The sequence below is a fragment of the Acidovorax sp. genome (assembly GCF_021287135.1).
Lineage (GTDB): Bacteria > Pseudomonadota > Gammaproteobacteria > Burkholderiales > Burkholderiaceae_C > Acidovorax.
Window position 1 is genome coordinate 53,309 of the sequence record NZ_JAJTBB010000064.1, and the last position, 14,000, is coordinate 67,308.

The 14,000-nt window shown below is 69.0% G+C and carries 17 protein-coding genes; 10 read left to right on the forward strand and 7 right to left on the reverse strand.

Going from position 1 to position 14,000, the window contains the following annotated elements; all coding sequences use genetic code 11:
* Positions 1-10 precede the first annotated feature (10 nt).
* From LWW96_RS14790 to LWW96_RS14800, 3 genes are all read left to right on the forward strand, one after another.
* Positions 11-1,156 (forward strand): ATP-binding protein, encoded by a 1,146-nt coding sequence (locus tag LWW96_RS14790; protein WP_291488277.1) that lies wholly within the window; start codon positions 11-13, stop codon positions 1,154-1,156.
* A gap of 8 nt (positions 1,157-1,164) precedes the next feature.
* Positions 1,165-1,566, forward strand: coding sequence for a YkgJ family cysteine cluster protein (locus LWW96_RS14795; protein ID WP_291488279.1), 402 nt, complete (start codon positions 1,165-1,167; stop codon positions 1,564-1,566).
* Between the two features lie 118 nt (positions 1,567-1,684).
* Complete coding sequence (locus LWW96_RS14800) at positions 1,685-2,122, forward strand: OsmC family protein (protein WP_291488281.1); 438 nt, start codon at positions 1,685-1,687, stop codon at positions 2,120-2,122.
* A 42-nt stretch (positions 2,123-2,164) separates the two neighbouring features.
* Here the strand turns inward: LWW96_RS14800 and LWW96_RS14805 are convergent, their stop codons facing one another.
* From LWW96_RS14805 to LWW96_RS14820, 4 genes are all read right to left on the reverse strand, one after another.
* On the reverse strand, positions 2,165-3,487 hold the full coding sequence (locus LWW96_RS14805) for a serine hydrolase (protein WP_291488283.1): 1,323 nt from the start codon (positions 3,485-3,487) through the stop codon (positions 2,165-2,167).
* 72 nt (positions 3,488-3,559) lie between these two features.
* A complete protein-coding gene (locus tag LWW96_RS14810) occupies positions 3,560-4,114 on the reverse strand; it encodes a thioredoxin family protein (RefSeq protein WP_291488285.1) in 555 nt (184 codons plus the stop codon).
* A 29-nt stretch (positions 4,115-4,143) separates the two neighbouring features.
* On the reverse strand, positions 4,144-4,869 hold the full coding sequence (locus LWW96_RS14815; RefSeq protein ID WP_291488286.1) for a cytochrome c biogenesis CcdA family protein: 726 nt from the start codon (positions 4,867-4,869) through the stop codon (positions 4,144-4,146).
* Positions 4,866-5,366 carry a DUF2147 domain-containing protein gene (locus LWW96_RS14820; protein WP_291488288.1) on the reverse strand — a complete coding sequence of 167 codons (501 nt, stop codon included), beginning with the start codon at positions 5,364-5,366 and terminating at the stop codon, positions 4,866-4,868. Before LWW96_RS14820 ends, LWW96_RS14815 begins: the two co-directional genes overlap by 4 nt.
* 180 nt (positions 5,367-5,546) lie before the next feature.
* On the opposite strand from LWW96_RS14820, the gene LWW96_RS14825 reads away from it, so the two are divergent.
* From LWW96_RS14825 to LWW96_RS14835, 3 genes are all read left to right on the forward strand, one after another.
* Positions 5,547-6,308, forward strand: coding sequence for a response regulator (locus LWW96_RS14825; protein ID WP_291488290.1), 762 nt, complete (start codon positions 5,547-5,549; stop codon positions 6,306-6,308).
* A complete protein-coding gene (locus tag LWW96_RS14830) occupies positions 6,305-7,612 on the forward strand; it encodes a HAMP domain-containing sensor histidine kinase (RefSeq protein ID WP_291488292.1) in 1,308 nt (435 codons plus the stop codon). The genes LWW96_RS14825 and LWW96_RS14830 overlap by 4 nt, the downstream gene beginning before the upstream one ends.
* Positions 7,613-7,697: 85 nt before the next feature.
* Positions 7,698-8,510, forward strand: coding sequence for a DUF72 domain-containing protein (locus tag LWW96_RS14835; protein WP_291488294.1), 813 nt, complete (start codon positions 7,698-7,700; stop codon positions 8,508-8,510).
* A 25-nt stretch (positions 8,511-8,535) separates the two neighbouring features.
* Here the strand turns inward: LWW96_RS14835 and LWW96_RS14840 are convergent, their stop codons facing one another.
* Positions 8,536-8,838 carry an acylphosphatase gene (locus LWW96_RS14840; RefSeq protein ID WP_291488296.1) on the reverse strand — a complete coding sequence of 101 codons (303 nt, stop codon included), beginning with the start codon at positions 8,836-8,838 and terminating at the stop codon, positions 8,536-8,538.
* 67 nt (positions 8,839-8,905) lie between these two features.
* Here LWW96_RS14840 and LWW96_RS14845 point away from each other — a divergent pair, with 67 nt between their 5' ends.
* The 3 genes from LWW96_RS14845 (at position 8,906) to LWW96_RS14855 (ending at position 10,895) form a co-directional block, all read left to right on the forward strand.
* Positions 8,906-9,154, forward strand: a complete 249-nt coding sequence (locus tag LWW96_RS14845; RefSeq protein ID WP_291488298.1) for a 4Fe-4S binding protein — start codon at positions 8,906-8,908, stop codon at positions 9,152-9,154.
* A gap of 73 nt (positions 9,155-9,227) precedes the next feature.
* Positions 9,228-9,374 carry a hypothetical protein gene (locus LWW96_RS14850; RefSeq protein ID WP_291488300.1) on the forward strand — a complete coding sequence of 49 codons (147 nt, stop codon included), beginning with the start codon at positions 9,228-9,230 and terminating at the stop codon, positions 9,372-9,374.
* 126 nt (positions 9,375-9,500) lie between these two features.
* Complete coding sequence (locus LWW96_RS14855; protein WP_291488302.1) at positions 9,501-10,895, forward strand: homoserine dehydrogenase; 1,395 nt, start codon at positions 9,501-9,503, stop codon at positions 10,893-10,895.
* Positions 10,896-11,314: 419 nt separating this feature from the next.
* Here the strand turns inward: LWW96_RS14855 and LWW96_RS14860 are convergent, their stop codons facing one another.
* Complete coding sequence (locus LWW96_RS14860) at positions 11,315-11,947, reverse strand: FMN-binding negative transcriptional regulator (protein WP_291488304.1); 633 nt, start codon at positions 11,945-11,947, stop codon at positions 11,315-11,317.
* A 1-nt stretch (position 11,948) separates the two neighbouring features.
* Positions 11,949-12,428, reverse strand: a complete 480-nt coding sequence (locus tag LWW96_RS14865) for an OsmC family protein (RefSeq protein WP_291488306.1) — start codon at positions 12,426-12,428, stop codon at positions 11,949-11,951.
* A gap of 66 nt (positions 12,429-12,494) precedes the next feature.
* Between LWW96_RS14865 and LWW96_RS14870 the strand changes: the two genes are divergently transcribed.
* Positions 12,495-13,979 carry a PLP-dependent aminotransferase family protein gene (locus tag LWW96_RS14870; RefSeq protein WP_291488308.1) on the forward strand — a complete coding sequence of 495 codons (1,485 nt, stop codon included), beginning with the start codon at positions 12,495-12,497 and terminating at the stop codon, positions 13,977-13,979.
* The last annotated feature ends 21 nt before the right edge of the window (positions 13,980-14,000 follow it).

The window sequence follows — 14,000 nt, forward strand, 5'->3', positions numbered from 1 at the left end:
GTATGGCGGCATGTTAATCCAGCGCCGCCAACTCATTGACCAGCTCGCACGACTGCTTGCCTCCTTTCGTGCAGTCGAACTGGTAGGCCCCCGGCAAGTGGGCAAGACCACGCTGGCGCGGCATTTCATCGACGTGGCCAGCCCCCAGTATTTCGACCTGGAAGACCCTGTCTCACGCCAGCGGCTGGCAGACCCTATGACCACGCTGGCAGGCCTGCAAGGCCTGGTGGTGATTGACGAGGTCCAGCACATGCCCGCCTTGCCCGAGACGCTGCGGGTGCTGATGGACCGCCCTGGGCACATGCACCAGAACGGCCAGTACCTGCTGCTGGGCAGCGCCTCGCCCCGCGTGATGCACAAGAGCGAATCCCTTTTAGGGCGCGCCGTGACCCTGGAAGTCAGCGGCTTCGACATTGGCGAAACCGGCACCGATTCCGCCGCCGTGCAGCAGCTCTGGCTGCGAGGGGGGTTTCCTGCCGCGTACCTTGCCGACAATGACGCAGTCAGCGCCCAGTGGTGCACCGCCGCCATTCAGCGCCACGTGAGCAGCGATCTGCCGCTGCTGGGCATGAACGCGCCCGCTCCCTTGATGACGCGCTTCTGGCAGATGCTGGCCCACTACCACGGCCAGACATGGAATGCAGCCGAGCCGGCACGGTCGCTGGGGATCACCGAGCCCACCGTTCGGCGGTACCTGGACTACCTGACGCAAACGTTCATGGTTCGCCAGCTCCAGCCGTGGCATGCGAACCTGGCCAAGCGGCAGGTCAAGGCACCCAAGATCTACTTCCGCGACACCGGCCTGCTGCATACGCTGCTGGGCATCCGCAGCCTGCCGCAACTGCTGGCGCATCCGCTCAGCGGCGCCAGCTGGGAAGGGTTTGCGCTGGAGCAGGTCCTGCGCATCGCGCAACCCGATGAAGCCTACTTCTGGGCAACGCACCAGGGCGCCGAGCTGGACCTTCTGCTGTTCAAGGACGGCCGGCGGGTCGGCGTGGAATTCAAGCGCAGCGATGCACCCAAGCTCACCCCCAGCATGCGCATTGCGATGGAGGACCTGAAGCTGGACGCGCTGTATGTGGTGTACCCTGGCTCACATCGGTATGCCTTGGCACCCCAAGTGGAGGCGGTGCCCTTGACGGCACTGCTGGCATAGCAAATCAAATGCGCTCCCCCATCGCCATCGTCGACGTCGATCGGCTCGACACCTGGACCCGTTACCGCGCCGGCCTGTGCAATACCTGCGCCGCCAACTGCTGCACCATGCCGCTGGAGGTGCAGGTGTCTGACCTGGTGCGGCTGGGGCTGGTGGATGCCTTCGAGGCCGAGCATGAAGAACCGCGCCACATTGCCAAGCGGCTGCAGAAGGCGCGGCTGATCGATCACTTCAACCACAAGAACGTGGTGTTCACCATGGCGCGGCGCGCCGATGGGGACTGCCACTTTCTGGACCCGAAGACGCGGCTGTGCACGGTGTACGACCAGCGGCCCGAGACGTGCCGGCTGCACCCGCAGAAGAAGAGTCCCAAGCCAGGGTACTGCGCCTACGGGGCGCGCGGTCGCTGAGCGGTGGAGCCCAGAGGATGGCGGACAGCGGTTTGCGCCGCTGTCCCACACGCTGGCCGGGCGCTGCGTGGTGTGATGCGGGGCCGTTTCATCCCTTCACACCACCCAAGGAGCCACCATGTCCGAAAAGAAAGCCAGCGTTCACTGGGAAGGCGCCGGCAAGGCCGGCCAGGGCCAGGTCAGCACCGAGACCAGCGCGCTGGACAAGTACCCGTATGGCTTTGCCAGCCGCTTTGGCGAGGACCGCAAGGGCACCAACCCGGAAGAAATCCTGGGCGCAGCGCATGCCGCTTGCTTCACCATGGCGTTTTCGTTTGCGGCGGACAAACAGGGCTTCAAGACCGAGAGCGTGGACACCACAGCCAGCGTGCGGCTGTCCAAAGACGGCGATGGTTTTGTCATCGACCGCATTGCGCTCACCCTGCAGGCCAAGGTGCCGGGGCTGGATGAGGATGCGTTCCAGAAGCTGGCTGCCGATGCTAAGGCCAACTGCCCGCTGTCAAAGGCACTGGCCGCGGTGCCCGAGATCATGCTGACGGCCACGCTGGTGAACTAGCGCGCGTCGGCCCAGCCGCCCCAGTTCCCGCTCGTTTTGCGCTCAGTTCGCTCGCACGGCGCGGGCCAGCGCTGCAAATGCCTGCCGGTCCAGCGCATGGGTAAAGGCCGTGTTGGGGACGGGGTGGGTGGAGAGTTTCACCACCACCAGCTCGGCCGCCGGGTTGATGTGGAGGTGCTGGCCCATCAGGCCTTTGGCTTCCAAGGTGCTGTCGGCATCGTGCGGCACCCACCACTGGTTGTGGTACGAATACCCCGCGCGCAGGGCGGTGCCGGGGGCCTTGCTGAACTGCGCGGGGTCGGCGCCTTTGCGCAGCTCGGCAACGGTGGCGGGTGAGACGATCTGCTGCCCGTTGAAGCGGCCGTTGGCACGCAGCATGTCGCCCAGTCGGCCCAGGTCACGCAGGGTGGCGTTCACGCCTACGCTGGTGACCTGGCCGCCGTTCGCGTCGGCAAACACATAGGCATCTTCCTGCGCACCCAGCTTGGACCAGATGCGCTCGGACAGCAGCGTGGCGTAGCTCTTGCCGGTCACGCGCTGCAGCAGCCAGCCCAGCACTTCCGTGTCCACCGATTTGTAGGCAAACGCGGTGCCGTGCTCGCCCTCCTTCTGTACGGTGGGCAGGTGCTCGGCCATGCTTTTGGCGACATTGCTGCCGGGGCGCGCGGGCTGCAGGCCGGCGGCGGCCAGGTACTGGAAGACGCCGGACGTGGGATCGGCAAAGTCCTCGGCGTATTTCACGCCCGTGGTCATGTCCAGCGCCTGCTGCACGGTGGCGTCGGCCCAGGCGCTCGTGGCCAGCTCGGGCAGGTAGCGCGCGATGCGCGCGCTGGCGTCAATGGCGCCTTCCTGGATGAGTTCTGTCACCAGCAAGCCCACCAGCGACTTGCTCATGGACCACAGCACGTGCGGCTGCTGCGGCTGCAGGCCGGTGTGGTAGCGCTCGTACACCACACGGCCCTGGTGCAGCACCAGCAGGCCGTCGGTGTAGGTGGCTTTTTGCCAGTCCGCCAGCGTGGTGGGGGCACCCTTGTCGTCGGCAAAGGCCAGCGTGTCCGGCAGCTGCCGGGCCGCTGCGGGCAGGGCGCTGGGCGCGCCGCCGCCCCGCCAGATGGTGGCCGTGGGGCCCAGTTCGCGCAGGTGCTGCGCGGCCCAGCGCACGTTGGGGTACTTCAGGATGTTGGCCAGCCGCACGATTTTGTCGGGCGGCGGCGGAAAGCCCTCCATCAGCTGAGTGGCAGCGGGCTGCGTGGCGTCAGGCGGCGGCAGCTGGGGCGCCTGCGCGTGGCTGGCGGATGCCATGCACAGGGCGGCCGCGGTGGCGGCGAGGCTGACCAGGGCGAATGAAAGGCGAGGGAAGGGCATGGTGCAAGGTCCTGCAAGTGAGTGGACGAATGAGAGAACGACGGGATGGAGAAACGAAGGGCCTGCAACGTCCTAGCCCCGCGCGGCCAGCAGGGTGCGGATCACGTCTTCGGTGCGCTCATACTCGCCCTCCCCAAAGTGCTTGTAGCGAATGCGGCCTTGCGCATCGATCAAGTAGGTGGCGGGCCAGTACTGGTTGCCGTAGGCCTTCCAGGTGCCGTAGCGGTTGTCCTGTGCCACGGGGTGCTTCACGCCATGGCGGCGCATGGCGGCTTCCACGTTGCTGGCCGAACGCTCGAACGGAAACTCGGGCGTGTGTACGCCCACCACCGTGAGGCCCTGGGGCGTGTAGCGCTCGGCCCAACGGTTCACGTAAGGCAGGGTGTGGATGCAATTGATGCAGGCGTAGGTCCAGAAGTCCACCAGCACCACGCGCCCGCGCAGCTGCGCCAGGCTCAGCGGTTCGGAATGGAACCAGCGCTCGATGCCGGTGAACTCCGGCGCAGCGCCCAGGTCGGGCAGCGCCGCAGCCGGGCTGGCGGCGCTGGCCAAGCCAGGACCCGCCAACGCAGCAGCAACCGTGGCGAGCAGCGCACGGCGCTGCGAGAAGTGAAGATGCGATGTCATGAGAAAAGCTCCGTGCAATCGTTGATGGGTTACAGCCCGCCCCAGCCCGAGGGGTAGAACTGCGTGAGCCAGGCGGTGATCTGCCCATCGACCTGCCACAACATGGCCAGCGCGATGACGATGACCACCACGCCAAACGCCTGCTGCACGCGGTGTGCGTGGCGGGCCAGGTGACGCACGCGCGTGGCCGCGGCCTGGCCGCCATAGGCAATCGCCAGCATGGGCAATGCAGCGCCAGTGGAATACGCCAGCAGCAGCACCGCCGTGCCCACGCCCGGCGGCTCGGTGGCGATGAGGGTGAGGATGGAAGCGAGTACGGGCCCTGCGCAGGGCGTCCACACCGCGCCCAGGCTCAGCCCCAGCAGCAGCCCGCCCCAGCTGCCGCCCCCGCTGCCCATGCCCAGGCTGGCCACGCGGCTGAGCACGCCGCCCGCCTGCAGGCTAAGCCACTGAAACGGCCGGGGCCACACCGTGAGCACGCCAAACACCAGCAGCATCACGGCGGCAAACTGGCGCAGGCCTTCCTGCGACACGCCGAGCACCTGCGTGAAGCTGCTGAACAGCAGCGCCACGGCCGCGAACGACAGCGCAAAGCCCAGGGCAATGAACAGCGGGCGTGTGCGCTGCGCCGAGCCGGCGCCGCCCACCGAGGCCCCCAGCACCACCGGCAGCATGGGCAGCACGCAGGGCGCGCCCACGGTGAGCATGCCAGCGGCCACCGCCAGCCAGGGTGATGTGGTGGTGGCCACGGTCATTGCCCGCCTCCGTGTTCGGCCGCCGGGCGGCGCCACACCTGCGTCTTGCCGAACAGCGGAATGCCCACATACGCGTGCACCAGCAGCTGCTCCGGCTCGGCCGGCGTCAGGTTCACGCGGTAGGTCTTGGCGTTCTCGCGGTTGTAGATTTCGCCCTGGTATTCGCTGCTGCCGCCCCCCGCCGGGCGCAAGCCCGACAGCAGCGTCATGCCCAGTGCAGGCCGCGCGTCGGCCGCCGCCATGTCGGCGCCCGGCGCGCTCATGGATCGGTTGGCCAGCACGCGCACCACCCTGCCGCACAGCGCTGGGGCGGTGCTGCCGGGGCAGGGGGCAATGTCCACCTCCAGGTTGCCGCTTTCAGTGATCCAGCGGCCCAAAGGTGCCTTGGGCTGGGGGGCGGCGGTATGCGCTGCGGCGGCCTCCTGCGCGCTGGCAGCCTGTGCCGCGCCCCAGGCCAGCAACGCGCCCACGGCAATGAATGATCTCGATGGTTTCATGGCAAGGGTCCTCGTGAAGTTCTGGAAGACCGCATTGAAGCCAGCGCAGGTATCGGCGGTTTGTCGGGCGCGGGGCTTTTGGTATGCGCGCTTGTCGGGGCGCCCGGCAGACAAGTTCAGATACATACAGGCCCGCAGCCGCCGCTGCGCGACCCCGCCAAAGACCGGACAATCGCCGCCATGACGACCCCGCCCCGGCCCGACCACCTCCTGATCGTCGATGACGACGCGGGCATCCGCGAGCTGGCAGCCGAATACCTGCAGCGCCAGGGCCTGCAGGTGAGTGTGGCAGCCGATGGCCGGCAGATGCGCGAGGTGCTGGCCACGCAGCGCATCGATCTGCTGGTGCTGGACCTGATGCTGCCGGGCACCGACGGCATCACACTGTGCCGCGAGCTGCGCAGCCCGGGCGCGCCGCCGCTGCCCATCATCATGCTCACCGCGCGCAGCGATGAGGCCGACCGCATCCTGGGCCTGGAGCTGGGTGCGGACGACTACCTGACCAAGCCCTTTGCCGCGCGCGAGCTGCTGGCCCGCATCCACGCGGTGCTGCGGCGCACGCGCATGCTGCCGCCCAACCTGGCCGTGGCCGAGCCCGCGCGCCACCTGGCGTTTGGCGACTGGCGGCTGGACACCACGGCGCGCCATCTGCTCGATGCCACGGGCGCGGTGGTGGCGCTGTCGGGCGCCGAATACCGCCTGCTGCGTGTGCTGCTGGACCACCCGCAGCGCATCCTCACGCGCGACCAGCTGCTGCAGCTCACCCAGGGGCGCGATGCCGATGTGTTCGACCGCTCCATCGACCTGCTGGTAAGCCGCGTGCGGCAGCGGCTCGGGGATGGCGCACGCGGCTCGCGCTACATCAAGACGGTGCGCAACGAGGGCTATGTGTTCTGTGCCGACGTGCACCCGGCGGCCCCGACCGGAGGGGCTGCGGCATGACGCTGCGCGAGTGGCCGCGCTCGCTGTTCGGGCGCATTCTGCTGGTGCTGGCCCTGGGCCTGGCTCTGGCCCACGCGCTGACGTTTGCGCTGGCCTTCACCGAACGCGGCATGACCATGCGGCGGGCCATGGTGTCGTACTTCGCCAGCGATGTGGCCAGCTCCGTCGCCATGCTGGAGCGTTTGCCCGCCGCCGAGCGCGCGCAGTGGGTGGAGCGGCTCGCGCGCCGCAACTACCGCTTTGCGCTGGTTCCGCCGCTCAGCGCGCCCGATGACCCGTCGGCGCTGGCACGCCAGGTCGCCAGCGCCGTGGGCGCCACCCTGCCTGCCGACCGATCGGTCCAAGTGATTGACCCGCGCGTGCCCGGCACCGAGCTGCGTCTGCAGCTGCGTCTGGCCGACGGCACGCCGCTGGCGGTGGACATGGACGAGCCCCGGCTGCAGATCCGGCCTTGGGTGCTGGGCGCGCTGGCGCTGCAGCTGGCATTGCTGGTGGCCCTGTGCGCCTGGGCCGTGCGCGTGGCCACGCGGCCCCTGCGCACGCTGGCCGATGCCGCCGATGCCCTGGGTGCCGACCGCCCCGCCGTGCCCCTGGCCGAAGAGGGCCCGCGCGAAGTGGTGCGCGCCGCCGCCGCGTTCAACCGCATGCAGCAGCGCATCCAGTCGCATCTGCAGGAGCGCATGCAGATCCTGGCCGCCGTCTCGCACGACCTGCAGACGCCCATCACGCGCCTGCGGCTGCGCGCCGATCTGCTGGACGACCCCGTGCTGCAGGGCAAGCTGCACGCCGACCTGGCCGAGATGCAGTCGCTGGTGGAGGAGGGCATTGCCTATGCACGCTCGTCCCAGGCCGTGCACGAGTCACCGCTGCCGGTGGATCTGCGCGCACTGCTGCAGAGCATTGCGTTGGACTACGCCGACGCCGGCCTGCCGGTGCAGCTGCTGCAGGCCGACGAAGGCATTGGCACCACGCGCCCGCAGGCACTGCGGCGGCTGGTGTGCAACCTGGTGGACAACGCCATCAAGTTTGCGGGCGCGGCCGAGCTGAGCCTGCAGGCTGACCCGGCCCACCACCGGTGGCTGCTGCGGGTGCTCGATCGCGGCCCCGGCATTCCGCCCAGCGAACTGGATGCGGTGCTGCAGCCCTATGTGCGGCTGGAGGATTCGCGCAACCGCGGCACGGGCGGCACCGGGCTGGGCCTGGCCATCGCGAGCGAACTGGCCAAGGCGCTGGGCGGGCGGCTGGTGCTGGGGCCGCGCGGCGATGGCCCTGGTTTGGAGGCCCGGGTCGAACTGCCCGGCTAAGGCTGCGCAAGCGCGCCTACGCCGCACAGGGGCACCGCACCGCTGCTACAGTGCCCCTTCCGTGGCCCCAAGGATGGAGAACACCGTGGACAACACCAGCGCAAGCAGCAGTGACCTCCGCCATGCCGCCACCGATGGCGGGGGTGGCCAGATCCGCATCGGCATTGGCGGCTGGACCTTCGAGCCCTGGCGCGACAACTTCTACCCTGCGGGCCTGGCGCACAGCAAGGAGCTGCACTACGCCAGCCGCCAGCTCACGGCCATCGAGGTCAACGGCACCTACTACAGCACCTTCAAACCGCCCACCTTCGCCAAGTGGCACGGTGAAACGCCCGAGGGGTTCCTGTTCTCGCTCAAGGCCAACCGCTTTGCCACGCACCGGCGCGTGCTGGCCGAAGCGGGCGATTCGATAGCGCGGTTTGTGGACAGCGGCATCTCCGAGCTCAAGGACAAGCTCGGTCCCATCGTGTGGCAGTTCATGCCGACCAAAGCCTTTGAGCCCGGAGATTTCGAGGCCTTTCTGGCGCTGCTGCCGCGCGAGGTGGATGGGCGCCGCCTGCGCCACGCGCTGGACGTGCGCCACCCGAGCTTTGCCACGCCGGAGTTCATTGCCCTGGCGCGCCGCTATGGCTGCGTGCCCGTGCATACCGACTCGGAAAAATTCCCGGCCATTGCCGATGCCGAAGCGGACTTTGCCTACCTGCGGCTGATGCGCAGCCAGAGCGAAGTGCCCACGGGCTACCCGCCGGAAGCGATTGCGCAGTGGGCGCAGGGCGTGCGCGCCTGGACCCGTGGGGATCGGCCGCGCGATGCGTTCGTGTACTTCATCAACGGCGCCAAGGAGCGCGCGCCTGCGGGGGCAATGGAGTTGCTGAATCAGCTGGGCCTGCGCACATAGCCTTCACCCCAGCGGCAGACCTGCGCTACACCGTCTCGCGCTGCGCGAAGCCCTGCGGTGCCTCGCCGCCGTCCGGCACGTTGCCCACCACCACGCGTTCCACACGTGCGCGCGCGGGTCCCTGGTGGGCCCAGTCGATGAGCGCCTGCACGGCCTGCCCGGTGCCCCAGGCACAGGCTTCCACCCGGCCGTCCTGGCGGTTGCGCACCCAGCCCGTCACGCCCAGGCGTTCGGCGGCCTGGACCATGGACGCGCGGTAGCCCACCCCCTGCACATGGCCGGTGATCAACAGATGGCGGGTGACGGTGGAATTGGCTTGTGCGTGCATGGGGGGACTGTAGCGTGCCTTGTGACGTGCACGTTCCCGCGGCACACTGCCCACCACACAACGCGCCATGACCGCCACCGCCCGCAAGGCTGCCCTGCCCACCATCGACCCCCAGCGCTGCACCGGCTGCGGCTGGTGCGTGGCGGTGTGCCCGCCGCATGTGCTGTCGCTGCAGGTGCAGGGTGGCAGCGCATGGGGGCCCAAGTGCTCCACGCTGCACGATGTGCCCGGCTGCACGGGGTGTGCGCTGTGTGCCGTGCGGTGTCCGTTCGATGCGATCCAGATGGTACGGGTGCCTGCGGCCGGGGCGCCGTGAGGCCGTTGCGCCACAGGCGCCGCAGCGGCGGGCTTGACGGCCCCCGGCCTGCATCCGGTACACTGGCAGCTTCATGTCGTACACCGCCATCCCCTTCACCGCACGCGCCGCTGCCTTCCAAGGCATGGGCATGATGCTGCCTGCGTTCACGTGGGCAGAGGGTGAAAAGCGGGCACTGGGTGCACGAATGATTACCACCATTACCACCGCGGCCACCTGAGCACGCGCAGGTGGCCGTTTCGGCAGCCACCTGGTGATCGCTCTCTTCTCCCCCAAGACGAATGCACGAAACCCAGCTCTGGCAGCTGGGTTTTTTTGTTTGTTTGTTCGTCAGCCGGAGAAGTCCATGTACCGCGATCCCGTCCAGTCCCTCGAAGCCCTCTTGCCGCCTGCCGCTGCCGGCGCGGCCATGCGCCCCCTGCGCGTGGGCATGATCGGCATTGGCACCGTGGGCGCGGGCACCTTCCGTGTGCTGGCGCGCAACCAGGCCGAGATCGCGGGCCGCGCCGGCCGGGGCATCCGGATGGTGGTGGTCTGCGCTCGCAGCCTGGCCCGCGCCATGGGTGTGGTGGGCACGGGCGTGGCGCTGACCAACGATCCGATGCAAGTGGCCACGCACCCCGATGTGGACGTGCTGGTGGAGGCTGCGGGCGGCACCGGCCCCGCGCGCGACTGGGTGCTGGCCGCCATCCGCGCAGGCAAGCACGTGGTCACGGCCAACAAGGCGCTGCTGGCCACGCACGGCAACGAGATCTTTGCCGCCGCGCGCCAGCACGGCGTGGCCGTGGCGTACGAGGGCGCGGTGGCCGTGAGCATCCCCATCGTGAAGGCGCTGCGCGAGGGCCTTGTGGCCAACCGCATCGAGTGGGTGGCGGGCATCATCAACGGCACCACCAACTTCATCCTGAGCAAGATGCGCGATGAGGGCGTGGGCTTTGCCGAGGCGCTGGCGCAGGCCCAGGCACTGGGCTATGCCGAGGCCGACCCGACCTTTGACATCGAGGGCATCGACGCCGCGCACAAGATCACGCTGCTGGCGGCCAATGCATTCGGCATGCCCGTGCGCTTTGCCGATGCGCAGGTGGAGGGCATCACCGCGCTGCAGGGCCTGGACGTGGCCTGCGCGGAGCAGCTGGGCTATCGCATCAAGCTGCTGGGCGTGGCCCGGCGCCGCCGGGACGGGGAGGCGGAAGGCGTGGAACTGCGCGTGCACCCCGCCCTGGTGCCTGCCATGCATCTGCTGGCGCAGGTGAACGGGTCGATGAATGCCGTGATGGTGAAAGGCGACGCGTCGGGCGTGACCATGTACTACGGCGCGGGCGCAGGGGGCGAGCAGACGGCGTCGGCCGTGATTGCCGACCTGGTGGACGTGGCGCGGCTGGAGGGCACCCGCCCCGCGCAGCGCGTGCCGCACCTGGGGTTTCACGCCAGCGCCGTCAACGAAGACCTGGCTGTGCTGCCGCGCGCCGCCGTGCACACACGCCACTACCTGCGCGTGCCCGTGCACAGCGCGCAGCAGATCGAGGCTGTGGCCGCCTGGCTGGCTGCGCAGCAGGTGCCGGTGGGGCAGGTGACGCTGGCGAACGACAAGGCCTTGCCACCCGGTAGTGGCCCGCAGGTGCTGGTGCTGACGGATACGGTGGCGCAATCCATCGTGGACCTGGCCGTGCAGGCGCTGGCCGCGCACCCGGCGGTGGCGGGGCCGGTGGTGGCGCTGCGGGTGGAGATGCTGGCGGGGTGACGTGGTCAAGCCCCCCTTCACGCTGAATCTGTTGAAGCGTTGCGCGAGGCTTCGACAGGCTCTGCCCGAATGAACGGTGGCCTCTGAACGTCGCCCGTAGGTCGGGTTAGCGCAGCGTAACCCGACACCACCGCCGCGTGCCCGCCGAATGTCGGGTTACGCCCTGGCGGGCTAACCCGACCTACCGTCCGAAGTGAAAACCGGCTCTAGCGCTTGGCGGCCTCAAATCTGAAGGCCGTAGGTCGGGTTAGCGCAGCGTAACCCGACATCACCGCTGCGCGCCGATGGGCGCCGGGTTACGCCCTGGCGGTCAAACCCGACCTGTCTGCTGTGTGCGCAAATCTTGGTCAAAAACGGCCTTGGCGCTTACTCAGCAAGCGCAAGAAGCTCCTAAAAATGATAGCTAACAAAGCCCTGTTTCACTGCAGCATCGCTACCAGCGCCGCCATGTCCGCTGCCGGCTGCGTACCTTCCGCCCGCAAGCCCTGCACCACACCGGCACGGTCCGCATCCGAGCGGTTCTGGCTGATCTTCCAGACGCCTTCCCAGCGCTCCACGGCCAGCTCCACTCCCACGATGGCGCCCAGCAATTTTTCCAAGTAGTCGGCCGGCGCATCGTCCACGTGCCAGGGGTGCGGGCGGTGTGCTTCGTGGGCTTCTGTCAGCGTGTGCAGGATCGCGCGCAGGCGCTCGGGGTCGCCGTCCACCGCGCTGAGCGTGCCGTGCGCGTGCACGGTGGCGTAGTTCCAGGTGGGGACCTGCTTGCCATCGACGGCCTTGGAGGGATACCACGATGGCGACACGTAAGCCTGCGGCCCGTGGAACACTGCCACCGCCGTTTGCGGCAGCAGCGGCCACAGGCCGTTGCCGCGGCCCACATGGCCCACCAGCGTGCCGCGGGGACCGCGTGTGGGGTCCAGGTACAAGGGCACGTGGTTCACATGCAGCGAACCTTCGTGCGCCACGACCAAGGTGGCCAAGGGCTGGGCGCGCACCAGGGCGTGCAGAGTGGCTGCATCGGTCACCTGGAACTGGCGGTTGGCAATCGTCATGTCAGCCTCCTTCCACTTCCAGCACGGGTGCGCAGTCGATCTGTGTCTTGACCGAGTTGGCCAGAAAGCACGCCGCGTGCGCGCGGTGGTGCAGTTCGTCCAGCTGCTCGGCGCTGGGCGCATGGGCCGCGTCGAAGCGGGTCACGGGGCGCAACTGCACATGGCTGACCACCAACTGCCCCTGCGCATTGCGGTCCATGGTGCCCACGGCCGCGTCGGTATAGCGGTCGAGCCGAAAGCCCGCGCGGCTGGCGAAGTCCATGAACCACAGCATGTGGCAGCTCGACAGCGCGGCCACGTAGGCCTCCTCGGGGTCCACGGCTGCCGCGTCGGAATACGGCAGCGGCACCACATGGGGCGACGACGAGGCGGGCACGACAGCGCCGCCATCGAACTGCCAGGTGTGGGCGCGGTGGTAGCGCTTGTCCAGAAAGTCATCGGTGCCACGGGTCCAGGTGATGGTGGCGGTGTGCTTGGCCATGGGGAAGGTCTTTCTACAATGGTTCTTCAGTTTAGGGTGGCGATCCCGCATTGAAGGAACCAATTCATGCCCGTTGGCAGAGCCAATACCCCCCGGCCGCCGCGCGCACCAGGCACGGCGCCCGGCCTGCTGCGCCAGCAGGTGTACGAGCAATTGCGCGGCGCCATCGAGCAAGGCCGCCTGCGCGCCGGCACCCGCCTGCCGCCCTCGCGTGAGCATGCGGCCAGCCTGGGCGTGGCACGCAATACGGTGCTGTGGGCCGTGCAGCGCCTGCAGGCGGAGGGCTACGTGCAAGCGCGGGTGGGCGACGGCACCTATGTGTCGCAAGCCGTTGCCACCGTGCCTGCCCTGGGCCTGGTGGCGCCGCCGCGCGGGCTGTCGCGGCGCGGGCAGCTGATTGCCGAGACAGCGGCGCGGTGGCGCCCGCCGCATGTGGCGGCGCGTGCGTTCCGCATCGGCGCGCCAGAGGTGGACACGTTTCCCTTTGCGCTGTGGGACCGGCTGGCGCGCCAGGCCAGCGGCCGCCAGCGCAGTGCCCGCGCGCAGTACCTGGACCCGGCCGGCGACCCCGATTTGCGCCAGGCCATCGCGCTGTGGCTGTGGGCCTCGCGCGGCATCCGCTGTGATGCGGCGCAGGTGGTGGTGTGCTCGGGTTCGCAGCAGGGCATCGACCTGATCGCGCGGTTGCTGTTGGACGCGGGCGACGAGGTGCTGGTGGAAGACCCCGGCTATCCCGGCATCCGCGCCAGCCTGCTGGGCCACGGCGCGCTGGCCCGGCCCGTGGCGCTGGACGCGCAGGGCCTGTGCATTGACGAGGGTGCTGCGCAATGGCCCGGCGCGCGCATGGCGGTCGTCACGCCCACGCACCAGTTCCCCACCGGCGTGGGCATGGGCCTGGCCCGGCGCCAGGCCCTGCTGCACTGGGCACGCGCGCACGACGCCTGGGTGGTGGAAGACGACTACGACGGCGAGTTCCAGTACGGCAAGAACGATGGCAAGGCCCAGCGCGTGCCCGCACTGTGCAGCCTGCCGGGCTCGGAACGCGTGCTCTACGTGGGCACCTTCAGCAAGACGCTGCACCCCGGCCTGCGCCTGGGCTTTGTGATCGTGCCGCCCGCGCTGGTGGAGGCTTTTGCCATGGCCCGCGCCATCACCGACCGGCACGCACCGGGTGATGCGCAGGCGGTGCTTGCGCGCTTCATTGCCGAAGGCCACCTGCTGCGCCACCTGCGCCAGATGCGCGAGCTGTACCAGGCGCGTCAGCGCGTGCTGATCGAAGCCCTGGCCGACGCGAGCGACGGCGCCCTGCAGCTTGTGCCCAGCGACCGGGGCATGCACCTGCTGCATGAAGCCGCGTTGGGCAGCGATGACGAGACGCTGAGCCGCCGCGCGCTCACCGCCGGGGTGATGCTGGCGCCGTTGTCACGCTATGCGATGCAGTCGCCGCGCAGGGGATGGCTGCTGGGCTACGCGGGATATGCCGAGGCGGAGATCCGCGCCGCAGCGCGCGTAGTGGGCGGACTCACGCGCAGGCTGCGGAGAATGGTGTGAGTCCGCATGAATCACCTTGAA